Origin of the sequence: Natronosalvus amylolyticus, assembly GCF_024298845.1 — an archaeon.
Lineage (GTDB): Archaea > Halobacteriota > Halobacteria > Halobacteriales > Natrialbaceae > Natronosalvus > Natronosalvus amylolyticus.
This window is the reverse complement of the sequence record NZ_CP101156.1, coordinates 1,907,266-1,931,158: the sequence shown is the minus strand read 5'-3', so window position 1 is coordinate 1,931,158 and position 23,893 is coordinate 1,907,266. Positions and strand designations below refer to the sequence as shown.

21 protein-coding genes are annotated in these 23,893 nt (G+C 60.5%); 11 read left to right on the top strand and 10 right to left on the bottom strand.

Annotated features, from left to right (window positions below; translation table 11 throughout):
- Nucleotides 1-119 precede the first annotated feature (119 nt).
- On the top strand, nt 120-1,280 hold the full coding sequence (locus NLK60_RS09140) for an MFS transporter (RefSeq protein WP_254807495.1): 1,161 nt from the start codon (nt 120-122) through the stop codon (nt 1,278-1,280).
- Between the two features lie 28 nt (nt 1,281-1,308).
- Here NLK60_RS09140 and NLK60_RS19525 read toward each other — a convergent pair whose 3' ends face one another.
- Nucleotides 1,309-1,434, bottom strand: coding sequence for a hypothetical protein (locus tag NLK60_RS19525; protein ID WP_256530368.1), 126 nt, complete (start codon nt 1,432-1,434; stop codon nt 1,309-1,311).
- 181 nt (nt 1,435-1,615) lie between these two features.
- Here NLK60_RS19525 and NLK60_RS09135 point away from each other — a divergent pair, with 181 nt between their 5' ends.
- Both NLK60_RS09135 and thsB read left to right on the top strand, forming a co-directional pair.
- On the top strand, nt 1,616-2,359 hold the full coding sequence (locus NLK60_RS09135; protein ID WP_254807494.1) for an SOS response-associated peptidase: 744 nt from the start codon (nt 1,616-1,618) through the stop codon (nt 2,357-2,359).
- A 370-nt stretch (nt 2,360-2,729) separates the two neighbouring features.
- The gene (gene thsB, locus NLK60_RS09130; protein ID WP_254810453.1) at nt 2,730-4,382 is read left to right on the top strand and encodes a thermosome subunit beta; all 1,653 of its coding nucleotides are present in this window, start codon (nt 2,730-2,732) and stop codon (nt 4,380-4,382) included.
- Between the two features lie 323 nt (nt 4,383-4,705).
- Here thsB and NLK60_RS09125 read toward each other — a convergent pair whose 3' ends face one another.
- The 4 genes from NLK60_RS09125 to NLK60_RS09110 all read right to left on the bottom strand — a co-directional run bounded on the left by NLK60_RS09125 (nt 4,706) and on the right by NLK60_RS09110 (nt 9,682).
- Nucleotides 4,706-5,338, bottom strand: coding sequence for a DUF2238 domain-containing protein (locus tag NLK60_RS09125; RefSeq protein ID WP_254807493.1), 633 nt, complete (start codon nt 5,336-5,338; stop codon nt 4,706-4,708).
- Nucleotides 5,335-5,997 carry a hypothetical protein gene (locus NLK60_RS09120; RefSeq protein ID WP_254807492.1) on the bottom strand — a complete coding sequence of 221 codons (663 nt, stop codon included), beginning with the start codon at nt 5,995-5,997 and terminating at the stop codon, nt 5,335-5,337. Before NLK60_RS09120 ends, NLK60_RS09125 begins: the two co-directional genes overlap by 4 nt.
- Before the next feature lie 211 nt (nt 5,998-6,208).
- Complete coding sequence (locus tag NLK60_RS09115) at nt 6,209-7,201, bottom strand: ribonucleotide-diphosphate reductase subunit beta (protein WP_254807491.1); 993 nt, start codon at nt 7,199-7,201, stop codon at nt 6,209-6,211.
- Between the two features lie 9 nt (nt 7,202-7,210).
- Nucleotides 7,211-9,682, bottom strand: a complete 2,472-nt coding sequence (locus tag NLK60_RS09110) for a ribonucleoside-diphosphate reductase subunit alpha (protein WP_254807490.1) — start codon at nt 9,680-9,682, stop codon at nt 7,211-7,213.
- 513 nt (nt 9,683-10,195) lie between these two features.
- Between NLK60_RS09110 and NLK60_RS09105 the strand changes: the two genes are divergently transcribed.
- The 6 genes from NLK60_RS09105 (at nt 10,196) to NLK60_RS09080 (ending at nt 19,454) form a co-directional block, all read left to right on the top strand.
- Nucleotides 10,196-10,336: a hypothetical protein gene (locus tag NLK60_RS09105; RefSeq protein ID WP_254807489.1), complete on the top strand. Its 141-nt coding sequence runs from the start codon at nt 10,196-10,198 to the stop codon at nt 10,334-10,336.
- A 155-nt stretch (nt 10,337-10,491) separates the two neighbouring features.
- On the top strand, nt 10,492-12,420 hold the full coding sequence (locus tag NLK60_RS09100; RefSeq protein ID WP_254807488.1) for an ABC transporter ATP-binding protein: 1,929 nt from the start codon (nt 10,492-10,494) through the stop codon (nt 12,418-12,420).
- A 176-nt stretch (nt 12,421-12,596) separates the two neighbouring features.
- The gene (locus tag NLK60_RS09095) at nt 12,597-15,530 is read left to right on the top strand and encodes a COG1361 family protein (RefSeq protein WP_254807487.1); all 2,934 of its coding nucleotides are present in this window, start codon (nt 12,597-12,599) and stop codon (nt 15,528-15,530) included.
- A gap of 212 nt (nt 15,531-15,742) precedes the next feature.
- Nucleotides 15,743-16,873 carry a hypothetical protein gene (locus tag NLK60_RS09090; RefSeq protein ID WP_254807486.1) on the top strand — a complete coding sequence of 377 codons (1,131 nt, stop codon included), beginning with the start codon at nt 15,743-15,745 and terminating at the stop codon, nt 16,871-16,873.
- On the top strand, nt 16,873-17,775 hold the full coding sequence (locus NLK60_RS09085; protein ID WP_254807485.1) for a plastocyanin/azurin family copper-binding protein: 903 nt from the start codon (nt 16,873-16,875) through the stop codon (nt 17,773-17,775). The genes NLK60_RS09090 and NLK60_RS09085 overlap by 1 nt, the downstream gene beginning before the upstream one ends.
- A gap of 200 nt (nt 17,776-17,975) precedes the next feature.
- Nucleotides 17,976-19,454 (top strand): TIGR00341 family protein, encoded by a 1,479-nt coding sequence (locus NLK60_RS09080; protein WP_254807484.1) that lies wholly within the window; start codon nt 17,976-17,978, stop codon nt 19,452-19,454.
- On the opposite strand, the gene NLK60_RS19790 is transcribed toward NLK60_RS09080, so the two are convergent.
- The 4 genes from NLK60_RS19790 to NLK60_RS09065 form a co-directional block, all read right to left on the bottom strand.
- On the bottom strand, nt 19,394-19,534 hold the full coding sequence (locus NLK60_RS19790) for a DUF8001 family protein (protein ID WP_484555218.1): 141 nt from the start codon (nt 19,532-19,534) through the stop codon (nt 19,394-19,396). The genes NLK60_RS09080 and NLK60_RS19790 overlap by 61 nt on opposite strands.
- Before the next feature lie 33 nt (nt 19,535-19,567).
- A complete protein-coding gene (locus NLK60_RS09075) occupies nt 19,568-20,905 on the bottom strand; it encodes an RNA-guided endonuclease InsQ/TnpB family protein (RefSeq protein ID WP_254807483.1) in 1,338 nt (445 codons plus the stop codon).
- A 109-nt stretch (nt 20,906-21,014) separates the two neighbouring features.
- On the bottom strand, nt 21,015-21,194 hold the full coding sequence (locus NLK60_RS09070) for a DUF8001 family protein (protein WP_254807482.1): 180 nt from the start codon (nt 21,192-21,194) through the stop codon (nt 21,015-21,017).
- Between the two features lie 54 nt (nt 21,195-21,248).
- Nucleotides 21,249-21,491: a DUF7533 family protein gene (locus NLK60_RS09065; protein WP_254807481.1), complete on the bottom strand. Its 243-nt coding sequence runs from the start codon at nt 21,489-21,491 to the stop codon at nt 21,249-21,251.
- A gap of 154 nt (nt 21,492-21,645) precedes the next feature.
- Here NLK60_RS09065 and NLK60_RS09060 point away from each other — a divergent pair, with 154 nt between their 5' ends.
- Nucleotides 21,646-22,257: a riboflavin synthase gene (locus NLK60_RS09060; RefSeq protein ID WP_254807480.1), complete on the top strand. Its 612-nt coding sequence runs from the start codon at nt 21,646-21,648 to the stop codon at nt 22,255-22,257.
- Between the two features lie 81 nt (nt 22,258-22,338).
- On the opposite strand, the gene NLK60_RS09055 is transcribed toward NLK60_RS09060, so the two are convergent.
- Entirely contained in the window at nt 22,339-23,385 is a 1,047-nt protein-coding gene (locus NLK60_RS09055; RefSeq protein WP_254807479.1) for a PrsW family intramembrane metalloprotease, read from the bottom strand.
- A 180-nt stretch (nt 23,386-23,565) separates the two neighbouring features.
- Between NLK60_RS09055 and NLK60_RS09050 the strand changes: the two genes are divergently transcribed.
- Nucleotides 23,566-23,769 (top strand): hypothetical protein, encoded by a 204-nt coding sequence (locus NLK60_RS09050; RefSeq protein ID WP_254807478.1) that lies wholly within the window; start codon nt 23,566-23,568, stop codon nt 23,767-23,769.
- Nucleotides 23,770-23,893 lie beyond the last annotated feature (124 nt).

Here is a 23,893-nt window from a genome sequence, read left to right as displayed (position 1 = left end):
GCGAACAACCCGCGACCTGAACACGCATCGGTCCACCGTGGTACGCCCGGCCCTCGAGAACCAGCGCCGGGAGCCTCGAGACCGAAGATATTAGATAGACCAGTCGTCTCGCATTGGCCGTGCACGCTCGAACGAAGTGGTTACTGGCGGCGTGTTGTTTCGTCGCTGGCGATGCGATGGCGATGCAGTCTCGAGGCGCGCTGCTCTCGCGGTTCGAGGCGGATTTCGGGGTTACGGAGTCGCTTCTGGGGCTCGTCGCCCCGGCCGGAACCGTCGGATTCGTGGTCGCTATCGTCCTCGTGGGCTTGCTTGCCGGGCGACTCGACGTCCGGCGGACGATGGTCGTCGGAGCTATCGCGATGGCGACGTTTCTGTTCACGATTGCGCTCGCGCCGACGTACTGGCTCTTTCTGTTCGCGTTACTCGCCCAGGGGGCGGCGGCAGGAATCTTTCGGGCGATGGACCGCCCGCTGTTGAGCCACCTCTATGCCGACCGACTCGGTCGTGTGTTCGTCCTGTACGCGCTGGCGTGGGCGCTCGGTGCTGTCACCGGGCCGATTATCGTGAGCGGGGTTTTGCTGGTCGCCTCCTGGGAGTGGGTGTACGTGCTGATCGGGCTGCTTTTCCTCCCCATCGTCGCCGTCGTCTGGCGTTCGTCACCACCTTCGGGTTGGAACGAACAGCCCCTCGAGCGGGCTGCCCTTCGAGAACTGCTCTCGAGGCCGGGGATTCGCGGGACGCTCGTTGGGATGGCGCTCGTGGGCGGCATCGAGGGGGCGATTTTCACGTGGTTGCCCTACTACGCTCTGACGATTATGGACGGTGCGATTGCACCGCTAGCGCTTTCGGCGTACCTGTTGGCGTACGTTCCTGGTCGGTATCTGTACGCTCGTGTGATCGGATCGATGCCCTACCTCAGACTGGCGATACTGACCACGGTGCTCGCTGTACCGGCGCTTGCGGCGGCCGTCTGGACCACCTCGACCGTCGGCTTGCTCGTCGCGGCCTTCCTCACAGGGCTATTGCTCTCGGCACTGTTTCCGTTGCTTTCGGCCTACGGCGTGGAGCTTGCACCGGCCTACAGCGGCCCGGTGAGTTCGCTGGCGACGGCAGCGACGTACGGCGGTATCGCCGTTGTCCCGACGGTAATGGGTGTCGTTGCCGAAGGGTACTCGATCGACGAAGCGATGTGGATACCAGTGGGACTTGCGGTCCTCCTCGTCCTCGTCGTCTGGCGAATGGGCACCGTCTCGAGTGGGCGTGACCAATCAACGGCCTGAACTGGCTGTTTCAGACCGGAGCATTCGACTACCGGCGACACTCGACGGGGGCATCCGTCGCAATCCACCGATCCGGCTCGTCGTATTCGCTGATCTCGAGGCGACCATCGGCCGTGAAACTGGCTTCGTACGCACGGGAGCGCTCTGCTGACATATCTCGAGGAGCCACGAGAGCCTATGTGAGTACGAGGGAGTTACCGCCACACTCGAGGTTGGTATGGGGTGATTATTCGCAATGGTGTTGTGGTAGGCACTCCTTTTATCCCACGCTGTTCGGATAGGAACTGCCTACTGTGGGCATCAACGATTTGTCGGTCCCTCCCCTCGGGTATACCATGTGTGGACGGTACACCCTGTTTCTCGAGCAAGCTGACCTCGAGGAACGCTTTGATGCCAGGTTTTCGGAGCCGTTTTCGCCGCGATACAATATGGCGCCCGGTCAGGAACTGCCGGTGATTCGCGCTGATGATCCGGAGCGTTTTCGCCACCTCGAGTGGGGACTCATCCCTGATTGGGCTGAGGACGACACTGGTGGGTTGATCAACGCCCGCGCGGAGACCGTGTCGACGAAGCCGAGTTTTCGTGAGGCCTACGAAAACCCGGGAAAGCGAGACGGTTCGAAGGGAACGGTGCAGGCCGGCCGGTGTCTGGTGCCGGCAAACGGCTTTTACGAGTGGGTCGAGACTGACGACGGCAAACAACCCTTTCGGGTAGCCTTCGAGGACGATCGGCCCTTCGCCATGGCTGGACTCTGGACGCGCTGGGAACCGTCTGCCGAGACGACGCAGACTGGGCTCGATGCGTTCGGTGGCGGCTCGAGCGAGACGGACGACGAACCCGAGGGGCCACGCGAGACGTTTACCGTCGTGACGACCGAACCGAACGACCTGATCGGCGAGTATCACCATCGGATGGCGGCGATACTCGAGCCCGGTCGTGAGCGAGAGTGGCTCTCCGCGGCGGATCCGTCGTCACTGCTTCAGCCGTATCAGTCGGCAGAGATGCGGGCGTATCCGGTTTCGACCGCGGTCAACAGTCCAGCAGTCGACGAGCCGTCGCTGGTCGACCCTCTCGAGTGACCTGCTCTCGACCACGGTCCTGACCGTGTTCGCCGTTCGGGGTGGGAGTCATAGGTCCGGGAAGATAGCTACGGATTGGCGCGGCGGTCTACGGTTCGGGGGAGAAAGACCACGGTTTGGAACCCCTCGGACGGCGATCGCTATCGCCGTCGATCAGCGTGCTATCGTAGATATATAAAAGCGGCGTGACCGGGGGACTCCTATGGAGCGTAACCTACGCCATTGATAGTCAATAACACACTCCTGTGGCGCCCATGTCGGGTGTTTTCACTCACATTGGTGTCCGCTCGAGGCGGGGTCCGAACTCGCTCGGTAACGGTATATTTATATAGAAGGGCAAACAATGAATCGAGTGACTATGAGCCAGCGAATGCAACAGGGACAGCCGATGATCGTGATGAGCGAGGACTCCCAGCGCGTCAAAGACCGCGACGCGCAGGACTACAACATCCAGGCCGCTCGGGCGGTCGCGGAGGCCGTACGCTCGACACTCGGCCCGAAAGGGATGGACAAAATGCTCGTCGACTCGATGGGATCGGTTACCATCACGAACGACGGCGTCACCATCCTGCAGGAGATGGACATCGACAACCCGACGGCCGAAATGATCGTCGAGGTCGCCGAAACGCAGGAAGACGAAGCGGGTGACGGCACGACGACGGCCGTCGCCATCGCCGGTGAACTCCTCAAAAACGCCGAGGACCTCCTCGAGCAGGACATTCACCCGACGGCCATCATCAAAGGCTTCCACATGGCCGCAGAGCAGGCTCGCGCCGAAATTGACGACATCGCGACCGAAATCGACACCTCCGACGAGGCGCTGTTGCAGAAGACAGCCGAAACCTCGATGACCGGCAAAGGGGCCGAAGTCAACAAAGAGCACCTCGCCCAGCTCATCGTCGATGCCGTCTCCAGCGTCACGGTCGAAACCGATGACGGCGACAACGTCGTCGACCTCGAGTTCCTGAAAATCGAGACCCAGACTGGCCGTGCGGTCGACCAGTCCGAACTCCTCGAGGGTGGCATCGTCGACAAGGACCCCGTCCACGACAACATGCCATCCAGCGTCGAGGACGCAGACATCCTCCTGCTGCGTGACCCGATCGAGGTCGAAGAGACCGACGTCGACACGGAAGTGTCGGTCACCGACCCCGACCAGCTCCAGAAGTTCCTCGACCGCGAGGAAAAACAGCTCAAAGACAAGGTCCAGCACATCGTCGACACCGGTGCTGACGTCGTCTTCTGCCAGAAAGGCATCGACGACCTCGCTCAGCACTACCTCGCTAAAGAGGGCATCCTCGCGGTTCGCCGCGCGAAAAAGAGCGACCTCGAGTTCCTCGCTGAAGTCGTCGACGCCTCCATCGTCTCCGACCTCGAGAGTGCGACCGAAGACGACCTCGGCTTCGGTGACGTCACCCGCGACGACGCCGACGAACTGTTCTACGTTACGGGCGAGGACTCCCACGGCGTCACCCTGTTGCTCCGTGGCTCCACCGAGCACGTCGTCGACGAACTCGAGCGTGGCGTCAACGACGCTCTCGACGTCGTCGCTCAGACCGTCTCCGACGGCCGCGTCCTCGCGGGCGGTGGCGCAATCGAAGTCGAACTCGCCTCGCGCCTGCGCGACTACGCCGACTCCGTCTCCGGGCGTGAACAGCTCGCCGTCGAAGCCTTCGCGGACTCGCTCGAGCTCGTCCCACGCGTGCTCGCCGAGAACGCCGGTCTCGACAGCATCGACACGCTGGTCGACCTGCGTGCAGCCCACGACGATGGCCAGATCCGTGCGGGTCTGAACGTCTTCTCCGGTGACGTCGAGGACACCTTCGAGGCCGGCGTCGTCGAGCCAGCCCACGCCAAAGAGCAGGCTGTGACCTCTGCGACCGAGGCCGCGAACCTCGTCCTCAAAATCGACGACATCATCTCCGCCGGCGACCTGTCGACGGACAAAGGCGACGACCAGGAAGGTGCACCCGGTGCCGGCGGCATGGGCGGCGGCATGGGTGGCATGGGCGGCATGATGTAGACGACGGCTGCTAATACATCATCTTCGACGCTCAACGAACCGACACTGATCCTTTTCGAGCGGTCCAATATACTCTCCTCGACGGAAGAGCGATAGTTCACTGCGTGGGTTTCCAGCCCTGAACGGATACTATACCGTCGGACAGATGCTTTGATATACTGTCACCGGGAACGGCCTCCGGTGAATCTACCAACCGTTCTGTCCGACGGTATAACACTGATTGTGGGGATCCGGTTTCACGCATCGCTCGACGTCTGGGGGAGGCGCTAGAGGGTTCGTCGTTTTTCGAGCTGAGAGCGGTAGTCTCGAGTGTTCTCGAATCGCTACCTGTCGGGAGCGCCGAGCGACTCGAGGACCGATTCGGCGACCCCAGAGAGGTGCACCTGTCCGAACGTGGCAACGACCAGTGCGCCGAGGGTGTTGAACATCATGTCACGAACGGTGTCGTCGATACCGTGCTGTGAGAGGGGCATCTGAATCCCGGTTCCCGCTGCGGCGACGTCCAGCCCGAACTCGAACAGTTCCCAGATGACGCCGAAGGCCATCACGAAAATGAGGATGAAGACGAAGGCGAACCGACTGGGGATGTGAATATCCTCGTGGTGGAGGTGGATCGCTCGAGCGAAGGTGTAGCCGATGCCAGCAACGACCGAGGCGGACATCGCGTGGGTGAGGTGGTCCCACCAGCCGATTGCGCCGTAGAGGCCGGCCGACCCCATCGTGTGCAAGAACACGGCCAGCGTGATCCAGAGGCCGAGCCACGGGTCGAGTGGAACCCGATAGTTACGCTCGAGAATTGCCGGGGCGAACGTAATGAGGAGGGCGAGCGAGCCGTTCGTGATCGCTTTGGGTTGGGAGTAGAGGACCCCGTAGACGATGATGCCCACCAGCAGGAGTTGCATGCCTCGAGTGAGTCGTCGCTGATTCCGAACGGAGGGGCGTGGCAGCAGCGTCATCGTCGAACCACCTGTCGAAGTCGGCGACGCAGTCGTCGACCGCGCCGCCGGAAGTACGCATCGAAGAGGATGCCGGCGGCGAGCCCTGCGAGGGCCACCCAGAGGAACTCCTCCATGAGCACCGCGTTCGCGGTATCCTGTGAAATCTCGCCATCGAGCAGGAAAGTCGTCCCACCGAACTGGTCCATGTTCCACCGGATAATCGCCCAGGCCGCGCCCGATGCAAGCGTCGTGAGGACGACGAAGATGACGGCGAACCAGTGGGTGAGTCGCAGCGTCGTGAACATCTGGAGTTCGACGGTGACGATCAGTGCTAGCCCGGCCACTGAGAGGTAGTAGCCGAACGTACCGAGTTCGCCACCAAAGAGTGCTCGGACGAGAATTGGAAGCAGTGCGATGACGAGGACTTCCCAGGGTAACATCATTCGCCAGTCGCGGTGAGCGATCGGTGGAACGAGAACGATGACGCCAGTTGTTGCGACGAACAGTATCCACAACCGGTCGAAATCGAGGACACTCTCGAGGAAGACCAGCCCGAGGAGACCGACGAACACCCACGCGACCATCGCGTTGAGCCGACTGCTTCGAAACAGTCGGTGGAGGGCGTCCTCTACCTCGTCGGCGGTCGAAGCTGCGTAATCGCTGCCTGACTTCCCCATTTACAGGCTGATTACAGTCTGGATATATAAACTATTCTGCTGGCTGTCGTCCGCTGCTCGAGGGAGGTGTATCTGACTGCAGATCGTAGCAACCACAGTATATTATTGACGTGACAACGGCGGGAACCGCGGAGACTGGTCGATTCAGGACCGCTTCGGCAACGAGGCGTACACGAACCGGTGCAGCCAAGGAATAACGTGGGCGGTTGGCTCACCACTCGAGGTTGCCGCCGCTCTGGTACTCGGTGACCTGAGTCTCGAAGAAGTTCTTCTCCTTGTTGAGGTCGACCTGTTCGGACAGCCACGGGAACGGATTTTCGGTTCCGTACTGGGTTGGAATCTCGAGTTGATCCAGTCGACGGTCGGCGATGTATTCGACGTACTCGGCGAACTGTGCTGCACTCATGCCCAGAATGCCCTCCGGACACGCTTTCTGTGCGTAGAGCTTTTCGAGACGGACCGCTTCGGCGATCAGGTCGATGACCTCTCGCTCGAATCGATCGGTCCACACCCCGGGATGTTCGCGACGGATCTGATTGATGAGATCGACGCCGAACCCGACGTGCAGTGACTCATCGCGCATGATGTACTCGAACTGCTGGCCGATCCCGACCATCTTGTTCTGGCGTTTGAGGCCGAGCATCATCGCGAAGCCGGCATAAAAGAAGATGCCTTCCATGATGACGTAAAAGCCGATGAGGTCGCGCACGAACGCGCGGATGTCGGCGTCCGTCTCGAGGGTGAAATCGGGTCGATCGATCGCTTTGGTGAGATCGACGACGAAGGCGTCTTTTTCGGCTATCGACGGGATCCGGTCGTACATTCCGTATAGATATTCTGGTTCGAAGCCGAGGCTATCACAGCAGTAGATGAACGTGTCCGTGTGGATGGCCTCCTCGTAAGCCTGTCGGAGCAGGTACTGTCGGCATTCGGGAGCGGTCACGTACTCGTACAGCGCGAGGACGATGTTGTTAGCGGTCAGCGATTCGGCCGTCGAGAAAAAACCGAGGTTCCACTCGATGAGTTGCCGTTCGGCGTCAGATAGTTCGTCTCCGTCCCACTGGGAAATATCTGCTTGCATCGGGATTTCTTCGGGGACCCAGTTGTTTGCGACACCCGCAGTGTAATACTCGCGGGCCCAGTTGTACTCGATCGGCAGTATCTTGTTCGGGTCGTGTTCGGTGTTGGTGTCGATGAGAGCCATTGGTAGGTGTTACTGACAGGCATCACACGTCGGATCTTCGACCGTACAGAGGTCGTTCGATTCGCTATCCACTGTGTCGCGACCCGTTTCAGTTGTCGGCGTCGCGTCTCGGTGTTGTGTCTTGCCGTATTCGCCCATATCCAGCGTCGATTTCTCGATCTGTGACGCACCCAGCGTTCGCAAGTAGTAGGTCGTCTTGAGGCCGAGTCGCCACGCCGTCTTGTACACGTCATCGAGCAGCGAGCCGTCGGTGGACGGGAAAAATACGTTGTGGGAGACGGACTGGTCGATCCACGTCTGTCGGTGAGCAGTCAGTCGCATCTGGTGGCGCGGATCGATTTCGAAGGCCCCCCGGTATAGCTCCTTGCAGTCGTCGGGGACGACATCGATTTCCTGTATGGACCCGTCGTGGTACTTGATTCGATCGACCATCTCGTCGTCCCAGCAGCCCCGGGCCCGCAGGTCTGCGACCAGCTGATCGTTGATGACGGTGAACTCACCCGACATATTGGATTTGACGTACAGGTTCGAGTACATCGGCTCGATGGAGGGTGTCGTTCCGTTGATCGTCGAGACGGTCGCCGTCGGTGCGATTGCCATCGTGTTCGAGTTTCGCATCCCGTGCTCGGCCACGTGGGATCGAACGCGGTCCCACTCGAGAGTTTCCGTCCGGTCGGTTGGAATCTCCGTGCCGCGTTCGTCCTCGAGGCGATCGACCGTATCCTGTGGCAGCAGTCCGCGGTCCCATTTCGACCCGTCGAAGGAGGGATACGGTTCCCGTTCGGCGGCCAGTTTCGAACTTCCGAGGATGGCGTGGTAGGAGACGAACTCCTGCCAGCGGTTGGCGGTTTCGATCGCTCGTTCGGAGGCCATCGGTATCTCCAGAGCCATCAACGCGTCGTGAAAGCCCATTACTCCGAGGCCGACTGGTCGGTGACGCATGTTGGCCCGTTCGGCCGCTTCGGTCGGGTAGAAACACCGGTCCACGACATTGTCGAGCATCCGCATCGCCGTTTCGATGGTTGTGGCCAGTCGCTCGCGATCGAGTTCGCCGTCCGTGACGTGGGTGGCGAGGTTGACTGAACCCAGATTACAGACGGCGTGTTCCTCGGGGCTCGTGTTGAGCGTAATCTCGGTACAGAGATTCGAGGAGTGGACCGCCCCGGCGTGATCCTGTGGAGAGCGAACGTTACAGGGGTCTTTGAACGTGAGCCACGGATGGCCGGTTTCGAACAGCCGTGTCAGCATCGTTCGCCACAGTGTGGCCGCCTCGACCCGCTCGTACTGACGGAGTTCACCAGCCTCAGCACGCTGTTCGGCGGCACGATACCGTCGTTCGAACTCCTTCCCGTAACAGCCATGGAGGTCGGGAACTTCGTCAGGGCTGAACAGCGTCCAGTGGTCGTCCGTCTCGACGCGTTTCATGAAGAGGTCGGGAATCCAGGCAGCCGTATTCATGTCGTGGGTCCGCCGGCGCTCGTCCCCCGTATTCCGTCGCAGATCCAGGAACGCGGGGAAGTCGAGGTGCCAGCACTCGAGATAGGCACAGGCCGCCCCACGCCGTTTTCCGGAGCGGTTGATCGCGGCGGTGACGTCGTTCGAAATTTTGAGAAACGGGACCGTTCCGGTCGATTCGACGCCGGTGCTCTGGATGAGGGCCCCGTCTGCTCGAAGATTGCTCCAGTCGGTACCCAGCCCGCCACTCCACTTCGATAGCTTGGCGTGGTGTTTGTAGGACTCGAAAATGTGCTCGAGGTCGTCCTTGACGGTCGTCAAATAACACGAGGAAAGCTGCGGGTGAGCGGTGCCGCTGTGGAACAGGGTGGGCGTCGAGGGGGTAAACTCGAGTGTCGAGAGAACGTCGTAGAACTCTTTTGCCCGCCGTTGGGGCTCGTCTTCGTCGATTGCAAGCCCCATCGCCACACGCATCCAGAACGCCTGTGGTAACTCGAGCGGGTCGTCCCGTGTTTCGGGTTTGAGGAAGTATCGTTGTACGAGGGTTTCGAGTGCCATGTACTCGAAGGCCCGGTCGCGATCTGGCTCGAGATACTCGGCGAGCGCCTCGAGGTCGAACTGGGTCAGCAATCGGTCGTCGAGCAACCCTGCCTCGTGTGCTTCCGTTAGGTTCGAGACGAACGTCGTTCGATATGTCTCCTCGAACGCCGTCCCGGTATCGTCCTCGCCGAGCAAATCCTGGTAGTACTGCTGTCGAAACACCGCCCCTGCAATCCGCTTGAGCGATGGGTACCGTTCGATACGGGCCGTCAACGATTGGAGAGTGGCATCGTAGACGGCTGCAACCGACGCACCGTCGTAGCAGTTCCGTTCTATTTCTTTCGTGAGGTCCTCGAGCACATCGGCATCGAGCGGCGTCTGCTCGATACCATCGCCACTCACGGTGGCGGCAGGCTGACTGTCTGTGAATGCCCGCTCGAGTATCGACTGTACATCAATCGGGAGAGATGTCCGTTGGTGACTCATTGGTGATGGATGCTCCCCCGGGTGTTCGGATGATCGTCGTACCCGCCGTCTCGAGGGTGAAACCCGTTCGAATTTCCAGTGTACCCACTATCGACCGGTAGTCTCACCCGTCTCGAAACGCTGGGGGAGCCGTGTCTGTACTGTTTGAAGGCCTCCTATTAAACTCTTCCAAATATAATTTCATTAGAACAAGCAGACTTTACTATTGGGGAAGCACCACAGGCTGGACCTTGCGGAGAACGCGATTGTCGGGCGTTTAATTTATAGTAGCCAGTGAAACGATTTACACACCTACCGCGACGCCGTCTTGCGATAGGGTGTGCACTGACGTTCACTGACTACTATAGATTCACGACGTGCCTACAAATCTATAGGCGGTACAGGACGAGAACCCGACCATTGTGGTCGGGGTTGCTGACTCTGCCGGTTCGTTTGTTGGAAACCAGAACCCGAAAATGTAGACCCCGTTCTGGCAAGCAACCTGATTAAACGTTCTGACACAGTATCACGTCCATGTCCTCCCAAACCACCATTGGCTGGTCGCTGTTTTCGTCTGGGCTCGTCACGTTACTGTTGTTCGTTCTACCGGGCGACTCTCTCTGGTGGGGCCTCGGACTCCTCGTCCTCGGTCTTGCCGTGTTGTACGTCCGGTGATACGGTTTCCTGTCGTCCGTTCCCGGTGACTGCCCATACCGGGTCGGCAATCACCGGTACACAGTTCCAGCAGACCGTATGAGTCGTTACCTCGTGACTCGAGAATTCGTCAGAACCGTACACGATTTACGTTTCGAAACAGTACCCATCCGTCAGTGAGTACCACGGAAGACGAGACACCGTTCGACGCCTACCGCGACGAGGTCGATAGACCGCTTTGGCGACTGTTTTCGACCTACGGACCCGGTCGCTTGCACTGGTTTACCATCGGCATGGCCGCGAACTTCATCGCCCAGATGTCCTCGTTGTTACCGCCGCTAATTTTGGGGGCAGCTATCGACGCTCTCTTCGCCGGCGATGGGCCCTATTCCCTGCCGGTCGTTCCCGACGCGTGGCTACCGGCGGGTGAGATGGCCCAGTTCTGGTTTTCGGTGAGCACGATAGCGGGCGCGTTCATCGCTGTCGGCCTCTTTACCTGGATTTACGGCGTGTCTGCAAACCTGTTCGCCCACGACGTGATGCACACCGTCCGGGTCGACTGCTTTACCAAAATGCAGAACCTGGATATGACGTTTTTCGACGACAAACAGACGGGTGAGGTCATGGCCGTCCTCAACGACGACACTCGAAACCTCGAGATGTTCCTCGATAACGCCCTCGTGAACTCGTTGCGACTGCTGGTGATGGTCGGCGGTATTACAGTTCTCCTCTTTCTGATCAACTGGCAACTCGCGTTCGTCACGCTCGTCGCGGTCCCGGCCATGTTCCTCTTCACCTACTGGTTCATGCGTGTCGTCGAACCGCGGTACGTCCGCCAACGCTCTGCCGTCGCGTGGCTCAACACTCGCCTCGAGAACAGCCTTTCGGGCGTCGGGCTGACGAAGACGACGAGTAGCGAGGACTACGAGGTCGGTCGCGTTCGGAAAGCGTCGAAACGACTGTTCGACGATACGATGGCCGTCCTCAAACTCTCGTATCTCTACCGGCCCGGAATGGAACTGCTCGCCGGCGTCGCCTTCGCCGCGACGTTCCTCGTGGGCGGCCTCTGGATCGTCAACGGCGCGGGCCCGGGTCCGATGACGGGAACGTTGCAGGTCGGCGAGTTCGTCACCTTCCTCTTTTTAACCCAGTTCATCGTCGCCCCGCTTGCGGAGGTTTCGAACATCGTCGACCAGTACCAGAACGCCAAGGCTTCGAGCGAACGGGTATTTGGGCTGATGGACATTCCCGTTTACGTTTCCGAACCCGAAGATCCCGACCCGCTAGCGGACGTGGCGGGCCACGTCGAGTACGACGACGTCACGTTTAGCTACGCGACCGACGAGGCTCGTGCGGTTGGCGACGAACTCGAGGGCGACGAGGAAATCGTCGTCGAAGACGTCTCTTTCAGCGCCGACCCGGGCGAGACGGTCGCGCTCGTCGGGGCAACGGGGGCCGGGAAGTCGACGCTGCTCAAACTCCTGTTGCGCCTGTACGACGTGGACGAGGGTGCGATTCGAGTCGATGGCCACGACGTACGTGACGTGCGGTTGGACGACCTTCGTTCTGCGGTCGGGTACGTCAGTCAGGAGACGTTCCTCTTCGACGGGTCGATTGCGGACAACATCCGGTATGGAAACTTCGACGCGAGCGACGCGGCCGTCGAAGAAGCCGCGAGGGCTGCCCAGGCCCACGAGTTCATCGAGAACCTGGACGAGGGATACGAGACGCGAGTCGGCGAACGTGGAATCAAACTCTCGGGTGGACAGCGCCAGCGGGTCGCCCTCGCTCGGACCGTCCTGCAGGATCCCGAAGTCCTGATCCTCGACGAAGCGACCAGCGCCGTCGATACGAAGACCGAACTCATGATCCAGCGCTCGATCGACCGGCTCACCGAAGACCGAACGACCCTCGCCATCGCTCATCGACTGTCGACGATTCGCGATGCCGACACCATCCTGGTCCTCGAGGACGGCCGCGTGGTCGAACGCGGTGATCACGAATCGTTGCTCGCGGCTGACGGCCGATACGCCACCCTCTGGGAAGCCCAGGCGGGGAATCTGGATCAGGCGCTCGAGACGCTGGCCGACGGTGGTCGTGAGTAACTGCGGACAGTTGTGGCGGTATCGCGTGAGTGACTGCGGACGGGGTAGGAGCGAAATTTCGGGAACGAGTATCCACTCGAGCGTAGCTATCACTCCACAAGACCGTCACTCGAAAACGATTAAATTCCTGTGTCTGTTGGGGTAAAATATTACAACTCCGCGTTGTAGCGCCGTGTATGCGCCGGAGAGCATATCTGGTGGGGCTCGGAACCGGTGTCGGTGCGATGGTGTCAGTCACTGGTGGAACGACGGCCACGGCCGAAGCACTCTCAGTGCAAATTCTCGAGGCCAACGACCCGGTTGAGGCTGGAGAGTACCTCGACGTCATGGCGACAGTAACGAACACAACCGACGAGACTCTCGAGGTCACGGCAGCGTTGTTCATCGGCGACGAATCAGTGGGCGGGCGCTGGTCGTTCACGCTCGCGGCCGGCGAGAGCCGCGACCTCGAGTTCAGTCACCTGACCTATCCCGTCCGACAGGACGTGACGTTTCCCGTACGCGTGACGGCGGGAGAAGAAAGCGTCGCACGGAGCGTCTCGGTGACCGGTATCGACGACCTTCCCGCCGACCGCGTTCGCCCGGATCCGGCGGTGGCGGTTCGGCCGGGGACGACCGTGCTGTTCGAGGCCGAACCGGAGACGACCGACGGCTACGGCGGCGTCACGAACTGGTATCTCGAGGGGGACTGGTCGGGGTGGTCGATGGGGCCCTGGAACGCCGAGTATTTCGCGTGGACGGGCCGGGACTACTGGTTATACACATTCGACGAGTCCGGGACGCACCGCGTCAGAGCCGCTGTCGCTGGCGAAACCGCCAACCGAACTGCTGGCTGGACGGTCGAGGTCGACTCGCGTGCCCACGGTGGACCACGGGTCGACCACGTCGAACCGTCACCGGGGCCGCTCGAGGTTGGCGAAGCTACGGTCGACCTCGAACTCGAGGCGAGCGTCGGCGCGAGCGACGTCGCCCTCGACCGGGTCGTCTGGTGGCTGGGTCACGCCGACCGCATTCTCGGGGTCTCCTCGCTGTCGGGCGGCCAGGACACGGCGAGTCTCGAGGTGGCAGGGTCGGATCTCTGTCACCGCTGTCCGATTCACGCCTGGGTGATCGCGACCGATGGGACCGTTCGCCGGGTGGACCTCTGGACGGTGGCCGATCCCGGCGGCGGCCCGGTGGAGGCCTCGATTCGAGAGACGAACGCGCCCGTCGGGGCGGGCGACCGACTCGAACTGACCGTCGGCCTCGAGAACACGGGTTCCGAAACCGCAACGCGAGACGTCTCGCTTGTCGTGGGCAACGAAATCGTCGATACCCGGTCGGTTACGCTCGAGGACGACACGACGGACTCGATCACGCTCGGTTACGAGACCTATCCAGTCCGGACCGACGTCGAGTTCCCCGTCCGGGTCGAAACCGGTGACGACACCGCACACCGAACGGTCTCGGTGTTCGCTGACGGCGTGAGCGACCTCGAAATCAGCATCCTCGAGACCAACGCACCGGTGCTGGCGGGCGAGATGCTTTCGGTCACCGTCGAAATCGAAAACACCGGCTCTGACGCGGTGAGCCAGCCGGTGTACCTCGTCGCCGGTGACCGCGTCGGGGCCGAAGACGTCTCGCTCGAGCCGGGTGAGCGGACGACCCTCGAGATGAGCTATCCCACCTATCCCGTGCGGAAGAACGTCGAATTCCCCGTCAGCGTCGAAACTGAGGGTGCCTGTGACCGGAAACGGGTTCGCGTCTTCGCCGAAGAACTTCCCTCGCTGGTGCCACGGATTCTCGAGGTGAACGACCCCGTTACCGGCGGCGAGTGGCTCGAGCTCGACGTCGAACTGCGGAATTCCGGGGAGGCGACGGTAACCGAAGCCGTGTCGTTGCTAGTCGGCGGGGACCGCGTGGCGTCCGAATCGGTGACGGTGGATGGCGGGGAGAGTGACTCGCTCACCCTGGGCTACGAGACCTACCCCGTCAGGCGCGACGTTTCGTTCTCGGTCGTGGTCGAGGCTGACGGCGAACGCGACGAACGGACGGTCGAGGTGTTCGGCGTCGACGAAACTGCGGACGAAGATACTGATGATGACGAAGATGACGATGATGATGAGGAAAGCGAGGATGACGATGACGCGGACGAAGCACCCGACCTCGAGGTCTCGTTCATCGACTGTTCGCGCGTCGAGGTATCGGGAAATTTCGAAGACGGAGACACGATCATGGCACACACGGTGTTCAACACCGATCACGGCGTCGGCACCACGTCCGGCGAGGATTTCATCACGATCGGCGACCACGTCCCTGCTCCCTTTTCTGGAACCATCGTGTTCGAAGTCGGGGAGAACGGCGGTGTCAGCGGCGACGACTCGAGTGCGACCGTCACCGTCAGGGACTACGGCGAACTCGGGACGGCCATCACGGGAATCGGTGATCCGAGTGCCGTCGGTCCCGAAACGACCCACGCCAACCCCCACGACTGTAGCGAGGCGATACAGCCAACGCCACCGACGCTCGAGGTGCAGGAGGTGACGTCCACCGAGGACGGCTACGCGGTGACCTTCGGCTACGAGAACCCGAACGACGTCGCGCTGACCGTTGGTAGTTCGTTCACGGAGGGAACGACAAACGACGCGCCGCCCGGTCAACTCGAGGCAGGGTCCGGAACGTTCACCGTGACCTGGACGCCGGCGACGGACGATGAGCGTCTCGAGTGGACGGTCGACCTCTCCGGGTTCGGCGACCAGGAGCCGGTGACGGTGTCGACCCAGCCTGCAGCGTCGTACGCCGAGACAGCTACGGAGGACGATGACGGTACCGGCGAGGAGGAAACCGGTGAAGGCGAGGCGGATGACGAATCGACTGCTGACGAAAATGGAGATGGGGACGACGATGAGGGTGATAGCAACGGGCTCGAGGATACCGATGATACCGACGGCGACACGGAAACAGATGACACTGATGACGAGCCACAGTCGAACGATACCGACGATGTAGATGACGGGGAGGAGTCCGAGACAACCGGAAATGAGGCCGGTAGCGACGACGGTAACGGGGATATCGGCAACGGGGCTAACCAGAATGGCGCGGACGAACCGTCAAACGAAAGCGAAAGCTGAACCTCATCTCCGCGCATTCAACGCTGCCACGACGGTAGCCAGTCTCGAGGGCTCGGCTAGCGATGATGGCAGATTCATCTTCGGCTCTCGAGCAGACAGCACGCGCTCGTGTCGAGACCATCTCCCTGCCGTATTAATACCACCTCCTGTCGTTCACACCCGGCACACAACCGACATACGGTGATCCTTGATGGGGTCGACTGTCCGTCTGTATGCCGAACACTATTCCCTCGCGAATGAAGCGACGACGACTGCTGCAGGTTCTCGGTGCGAGCGGTGCCCTCGCCGTAGCCGGCTGTCTCGGTGGCGACGATGCTGAAAACGAACCGTCCGGCGACGACGATGCCGACGAGATGGGGGACGATACCGATGAAATGGACGACGACCACGACGATGAACAGGGAGATGAGGATGACGACCAGGAACAAGACGATGGCGATGCGGAGCAACCCACCATCCAGCAACTCGTCGACCTGTTCGACGATCAGCTATTCAACGACGACCAACTCGAGATCGACGGCGAACGCGGTAGCTACACACCAGCGCACGTCTGGAAGTGGGTGAGCGAAGAGACGTTCATCGCGCTCCATCTCGATAATCCGAACCCGGAGGATGCAGAGAATCTCCGCTACATCGTCATCGGGAAAAAAGGCGTCTTCACGGAAGAGAGCCAACCGGACGAAGAGTTCACTCACTTTCACAAACGCGACGCTGAGGGCTGGGAAGCCGGTCACGGCGGCGACTCTGTCGACGACGAAGGCTACTGGTTGACCCACATCGCGGTCGACGACTTCGAGATGCCCTGGGGCGAGGTTGAGGTAGGGGTCGACTACGGCTTCATGCCGACGCCGCCGGAGGAAGGAAGTGAAGGCACGGGTACATTCGAGGTCGGCAGTGAAGGCAGTCTCTCGGATACGGATCGAGACGCGCTCCTCGAGTTGTTCGCGGACAACTGGACCAACGACGACCAGCGCGAGATCGACGGCGAGATGCGTGCGTACACGCCTGCTCACGTCTGGTGGGAGCCACCGACCGAAAACGAGAGCGACACGATCGTCTTCCTCCACTTCGACGACCCCAACCCGGAGGAAGCCAACGACCTGATCTACTTCGGGATAGGACAGGCCGGGAACTTCACCAACGACGACAATCCGAACCCGGATGACTTCTCGCACTTCCACAAGTCGGAGGCAGACAGCTGGGATGCGGGTCACGGTGGGAGCACCGTGGACGACCAGGGCTACTGGCTCGTTCACCACGCCGTCCGCGACCTCGAGATGCCGTGGGGTGACGTGGATATCGGTGTCGACCGCAACTTCATGCCGACGCCGACGGACGACTGATGGCCCGGACGAAATCGGCGACGCGTCGCCGGTTCATCGCGCTATCGGGTGGGCTCGGCGTCGCCACCCTCGCGGGTTGTCTCGCACCGGCAGCCGAAGATGACGCTGCTGGGGCTACCGACAGCGGAGCCTCTGACGAGGGCGACGAGGTCCACGAGGTGCTCGTTGGGCCCGACGACGAGTTCGTCTTCACCCCCGGAACGGCCGAACCACTCGAGGTCGAACCCGGCGACACCGTTCGCTGGCTCTGGGAATCGGATACCCACAACGTCGTCCCGACCGAAATCCCGGCTGGCTCGACCTGGGCCGGCCAGCAGGAAATCGAAGACGAAGGATTCGAGTACGAGTTCACGTTCGAGGTCGAGGGTCACTACCACTACGTCTGCGAACCGCACGAGAGCAGTGGAATGGTCGCCGATCTCCTCGTCGGCGACGTTGCCGACGACGAACTGGCAGAAGAGGATGGTGATGGTGATGCTGATGCTGACGGTGACGAGGATACCGACGGTGATGCCGATGCTGACGACGAAACCGGTGATGACGAGGCGGAAGCCGAGTTTTACACCTTCGATGACCCGGTCGACGCAACCGGGAAGGACATCGTCGAAATCGAGACTCGAGCCGGCGAGGGCGGCACCAACGAACCGAACTTCCTGTTCGAGCCACACCACGTCCGCGTCGACGTCGGTGCGACGATTCGGTGGACCAACACCGACGGCGTCTTCCACACCGTCACCTCGACGGACGATATCGACACCCGCCGTGGCGGCGGGGAGACGTTCGATTCGACCATCTCGAGCGAAGGCGATACGTTCGAGTGGGAGGCAGCGGACGCCGGCGAACAGCCCTACTACTGCTCACCGCACGCTGGCTTCATGTACGGGCTGCTCGAGATCGAGTAGCGACGCGAACGGAATATGGTTTTACCTCGAGTGCGGTGGTTACTGGCGTTCTCCGCTTGCGTCGCTTGGTGAAACTGGTGGTATCTTTCGTTTCACGTAGCAGTTAACGCATAGCAAGAGTGTAGCGGGATTCGCATCTGGATAGCATAGGCTGTGTTCACTTACACGGGTTTTATTCTCGTCTCTGCTGTGTGAACTCCATGCGATTGGTACAGATACTCATTCCGGAGGGATCAAAAGACAGTGCCCTCACTGCCCTCGATGAACAGGGAATCGACTATGCGGTTTTCGAGGAGGTCGGACGGGGAGACTTCGAGGCGATGGTCCAGTTCCCGGTTCCGCCGAGCGGCGTCGAAACGATTCTGGAGCGCTTGACCGATGCTGGTGTTCGGTCGGACGCCTATACAATTATACTCCCGACCGAGACGGTCGTCTCGGAGCGGTTGTCCGCCCTGATCGAACGATTCCCCGGATTACGTATCTCACGTGAGGAGTTACACGCCAGGGCAGCGGACCTCGCACCGGCCAACTCTACGTTCTTCGCGTTCTTGGTCCTGAGTACAATCATTGCGACGACAGGGTTGCTTCTCGATTCCGCGGCGACAATCATTGGCGCAATGGTCGTCGCACCGCTGATGGGACCTGCCATCTCGGCGAGTGTCGGGACGATACTGGACGACCAGGCCATGGCTTCCAGAGGGATCACGCTACAGGTCGTTGGTTTGTTGGCCGCGATCGTGACTGCCGCGATAATGGGATTGGTGATTCAGCACACGATTCTCATCCCACCAGAACTCGATATCCGAACGATTCCACAGATAGCCGAGCGAACGAGTCCAAACTTTCTGTCACTCTTTCTCGCCCTCGGATCGGGACTCGCCGGGGTGATCAGCATAATCCGAGGTGCGGGATCGGCACTCGTGGGCGTGGCTATCGCGGTTGCGCTCATTCCTCCGGCTGCAACGTCGGGGCTGGGTATCGCCTTCGGATTACCGGAGGTCGCTATTGCCGCCGCTGTTCTCGTCGTCGTCAACCTCCTCGCAATCAACGTCTCGGCGCTGGTCCTCTTCTATCTAGCCGGATTCAAGCCTCTCGATCCGGGGACAACCGAGGGAGTCCGATCGGCGGTTGTGTCCCGCGTTGTCGTCCTGGTTATCGCTATCGTCGTCCTCTCGGTAGCACTCGGTGCCGTCACCCTGGCAACGTACCAGACCAATGCGTTCAAAAGCGAGGCCCAGGACGAACTCCAGCAGCACTTCGATGAGGCGGACATCGAGGGCGTCGAACTCATCTCGGTGACCACCGAATACGAGCCAGCCGATATCCTCCACGGAAACGAGCCACAGGTCAACGTTCTCATCGCCATTCCACGTCATATGGAGGCCCCACCCGACCTTGCCCAACAATTCGACGACCACCTGACCGAACAACTGGACCGAGACGTGGTCGTTCGTGTCGGATTCCTCGAGGCCCAGATATCCGATGACGAGCCACCGGATCCGTCGATAGAAGGGACAACATCATCGGGCGCCACTCAGGGTGATGTTCTGGCTGATCACTACGGAACGACACCACAGACAGGCTCCCTCGAGCGCCATCGTTGGCTACCTCTCAGTCTTCAGGCCGTTTCGGGTTCTTCGAGTTCGTCTTTTTCATCCGGCGCGCGAGCGAGGCGATAGCGCTCGAGGCAGTCCCGAAAGTCCTTCTCGTCCTCGAAGGTGAGCAGTTTCACCGGGGTATCACATTGACATCCACCCACGACTGAAGTCGTGAGATTCCTCTCGTGGGAGTCTCAGTCGTCTGAGTCCCCGAGAGCGATATTTCCGCTCGATGCGGTACTTTGGTCTGTGTACGCCTCGTTGGCCGTTGCCTCCACCGCGATGGAGGGCGGGCTATGATGTTCCCGCCAACTGTGTTTGTTCCACTTGAGGTACACGGGCCGTGCCATCGACCCTACTGTGTTGTTCTGCTGTCTCAGGAACGATTCCGATGCGACAAGGTCGGCGTGACCCTCGAACCCACACGGACACGCCAGCGAATCCTCGTGGCGAATAGTCCCTTCGCGCTCGCCACAGTCGGGACACTCCTGACTCGTCCACGCTTCAGATTCCTCTTCGACCCTGATACCGTGCTCTTCGCACACGTCTTCGAGCCGATTGATGAACCGGCGGTACGCCCAAAAGTTGTGCGTCTTCGAGTTTATAACCGGCGACCAATGTGTTGAGAGAACGCCTTTGATGTCGCCTACGTACAGCGTCGACACGCCCTCGTCGTACAGACGTTCCACGAGGTCGCGGACGAGGGTGTTTTGGGCGTGTTTGCGCCGATTCGTGCGCTTACGGTACAAGCGGTCGATGCGCTTGCTGGATTTGCGCTGGTCTTCGAGGAGTGACTGGTAGTACGCGATTTGTTCGGTGGTTTCGCGGAACCGCTCGAACAACTCACGTCCTTCGTACAAGTATTGAGAACCGGTTGTCGTCGTGCAAGCGACGAGATTGTTCGCGCCCACGTCGAGAGCGGCTTCTTCCGAAGCCAGTGGTGAATCCAGTCGAGAACTGTCGACGGTGACTGGTTGATAAGCCCTGAACGTATCTGCGGTTTCGTCGTACACGAGTTCGAGTCGGCCTTGCTCGCCGCGCCACTTCGGCTCACCAGCAACTTCAACGCGAAGGCGTTGGTTCCGATTCAACCCAAGTTCGTTTTTGAGTTCGGAGCCGATCGGGACTTCAAGCCGGGAATATTTCCCGAATTGGATGGTGTACTGGTCGTTGCGAACGTACGTACGGAGTACCCGTCCATCGTCTTCGTTACCCCAGTATCCAGGTGGAGACGGCTTCTCGTCGAGTTTGCCGGCGTGGTATTTCTCGTTGCTGGAGAAGAACGACCGCCACGCTTCGGAGTTCTTGCGGATGATCTGCTGGGCGACCGAACTGCTGAGAACACCCTTGTATTTGCCTTCGAGTTTGCCGGTGTCGGCGTCCCAGATGCTTTCGTCGTCTTCAAGAAGGGCTTGGCGGCGAGCGTAGTTGGTCTCGTTCCAGAGACTCGCAGAAGCGTCCAACCAGCGAACGAACACCTCACGCTCTTTCCCCGAGCGAGGGCGAACGTTGAAGCGGTTGGCTCGCTTCATCACCAGATCTTACGAAATATTGTTTTGTAAAGGTATGGATGAGCGTGGGAGACTCGGACTGGCTATCGCTCGTGGTTCGTGTCGTCTGTTGTGGGATTCATCCCACGACTCAAGTCGTGGGCTTTCTCCTTGACTTTCTGTAATAGGTCTCCTGGTGTCTGCGAACGGCCATTTCGATGGTCTTCCCGAGGAGGGATACCTCGATGAGGACGCGGTTCCCCGCCTCGAGTTGCTCGAGTATCTCCGTCGAGGTGAGTTCCCGTCGACCGACGCGCATAACCGGTGGCACACGTTCCCTTTCGTGAGATGAAGGGATAATTTGTTGGGTTGTCCTCGAAACCGTTCACGGATCGTTCGTTTCGGACTCGTGGCCACCCGATCCACGAACACGCTCGAGCACCAGCCCGGGGATGTCGCCGGGCGTTTTTAGCCGGCGTTGGATGACGACGAGCATGACCGATAACACGAGTAACGCGATTCCGTAGCCCACTTCACCGCGGACGACCAGCATCTCGAGGCCGGCGAGCGCCGCCGGTATCGCAAACACGAGTACGCCGGCTAGCTTGACCGTGTCCAGTATCCCCATTAGCTCCGATATCGGGCCCGGTCGGTAAAAGGACGACGACACCTCGTGGGCGACTGTTTGATCAGCGGACCGTGCGTCCGTCATCTACCATCACAATTCTGGAACACATTACAGATTCGTCATGCCTATGTGAACTCGGCCGTGATTCTCGAGTATGTTTACCGGTATCGTCGAGGAGACGGGCGAAATCGTCGAGCGGACGGCGACTGAGGACGGCCTTCGGCTACGAATCGGGGCCGATACGGTTGCGACCGACCTCGCCCACGGTCAGTCGATCAGTGTCAGTGGCGCCTGCCTGACTGTCGAACGCTTCGATTCGGGCGCGTGGTTCGAGGTATTCCTGGCCAGTGAAACCGTCGAGCGAACCTACCTCGGCGATCTCACGGTCGGGGATGCGGTCAACCTCGAGCGTGCGATGGCCGCCGACGGGCGGTTCGACGGTCACGTCGTGCAGGGACACGTCGACGCGGTGGCGACGGTGAGCGAGATCGAATCGGTCGGTGACGACTGGTTTTTCGAGTTCGAACTGCCCGCAGGGTACGATCGTTACGTCGTCGAAAAGGGTTCGATCACTCTCGATGGGATCAGCCTCACCATCGCCGAACTGACCGATGACGGGCGAGTAACCGTCGCTATCATCCCTACGACCTACGATCTGACGACGCTTGCCGACAAGTCGGTCGGCGACCCGGTCCACCTCGAGGTCGACGTCATCGCGAAATACGTCGAAGGCTTGCTCGAGGCTCACGTCGACGCCCTCGCGTAGATACACGCTGAAGACCGAGCCGTCAACACGCTCGGATAGGTGCGGGCCGACCACCGATGCTTCGATGCGGCGTATACGGGATCAGGAGCGTTCGTCTCGAGTGTTCTCGGCCCGGGAGCGCTGTGGTGGTTCGAACTCCGTTAGTTCGCTCGGGTACCGGCCGTGGATATCCTTCCTGACGGCGCGGTAGGTCCGTCGGTAGCGGCTGATCTTCCGGTACAGGTAGTAGGCGATGACGAGGTCGAAGGCGATGATGTAGACGATGACGGAGCCGGTCGAGCCGAGTGCCCACCTGGCGGCGAGCAGCGACGGGACGATCTGGACGGTCGTGTTGTAGGTTCCGTGGACGAACGCGGCGATCAGCAGGCCTTTGATTACGAGCGGGCCGGCATTGTCGGGATTGAACTTTGCGAGGCCGAGGTAGTAGCCGGCGATGGCGGAATAGATGACGTGGCCGGGTCCGGCGAGTGCTCGGCTCGTTGTAATGCCTGTAGCAGCAGCGAAGAGGCTGGCATCCGTGCTGGCGGTGTCGATCGTCTGTGTGATATACAGCGCGTTCTCGATAGCGGCGAAGCCGAGGCCGGCGATTGCGCCGTACACTGCACCATCGATTACGGCGTTGAAACTGTCGCTCCGGTAGGCCAGTACGCGGACAGCAAGTAGTTTGACCGTTTCCTCGACGGGACCGACGATCAAGTAAAAAAAGAGGACGGTCCCGATGACGGGAATCGGGTGTAAAAACGCGCCAGCGACGGTGTTCGTGACCGCAGCGAACGTCGCAAACAGCACGGCGAGGACGAAGGTTCCGACGAGCAGGCCCAGCGGCTCGTTCGTCGTGATGTCAGTATACCAGATATACGCCGCGAGCAACCCTGCTGGGACGACAGAGAGCGCAAAGAACATTCCCACAAGCGGTTGATCGAGTACCAACACCGTGGGTGAGACGAGCAACGAAATCGTAATCAGCAAGGCGACGGCGATAACGATAGCGTGAAGGCCGTAGCTGATCGCCGCATACAGCCACGCGGCAAACCGGTCCAGACGCGTCCGTGGCTCCCAGGTCGACACTTCCTGTAGGTCTGCCGAGGAGTCGGCGGCCCGCTCGATTGGATCACGACGCCGTCCCATATCTTTTCACTCGAGTGAATGGCCAAAAGCCGTTTCCCCCAACGCCGGTCTGCTCTCCCACAACAGCCATTCGCTACTCCGCAAGAACCCACGCTACCGACAATATCCTAGAATGGTATTAAATCTCAATATATGTATAAGGATTGGACTTATGCAAAATGAGCCCTGATTACCGGTACCATGACCGACTCGTCCCGCGGGTTCCTCTTCACCCAACCGCCGGCCCCCGAAGACACACGGACCGTTCGAGACCTTCCACCAGCAATCGCTGGTACGCTCGAGCAAGCTCTCGAGGAATCGACTGACGCCGACTCCCAAAGCGCCGACTCGGGTCCAACTCCGACGCATGGGGCTTCTCGAGTCCCAGCTCCGGCTGACGACTGATCCGATCCGCTGCTCCTGTCACTCGAGCCTCGTCTACTCTATCGGGAAACCACTGGCGAGCGGCGAGAATCCACCGTCTGAACGGACGGTTGCGTGCGACAGTGGATTCGACCTCGCTCGTGAA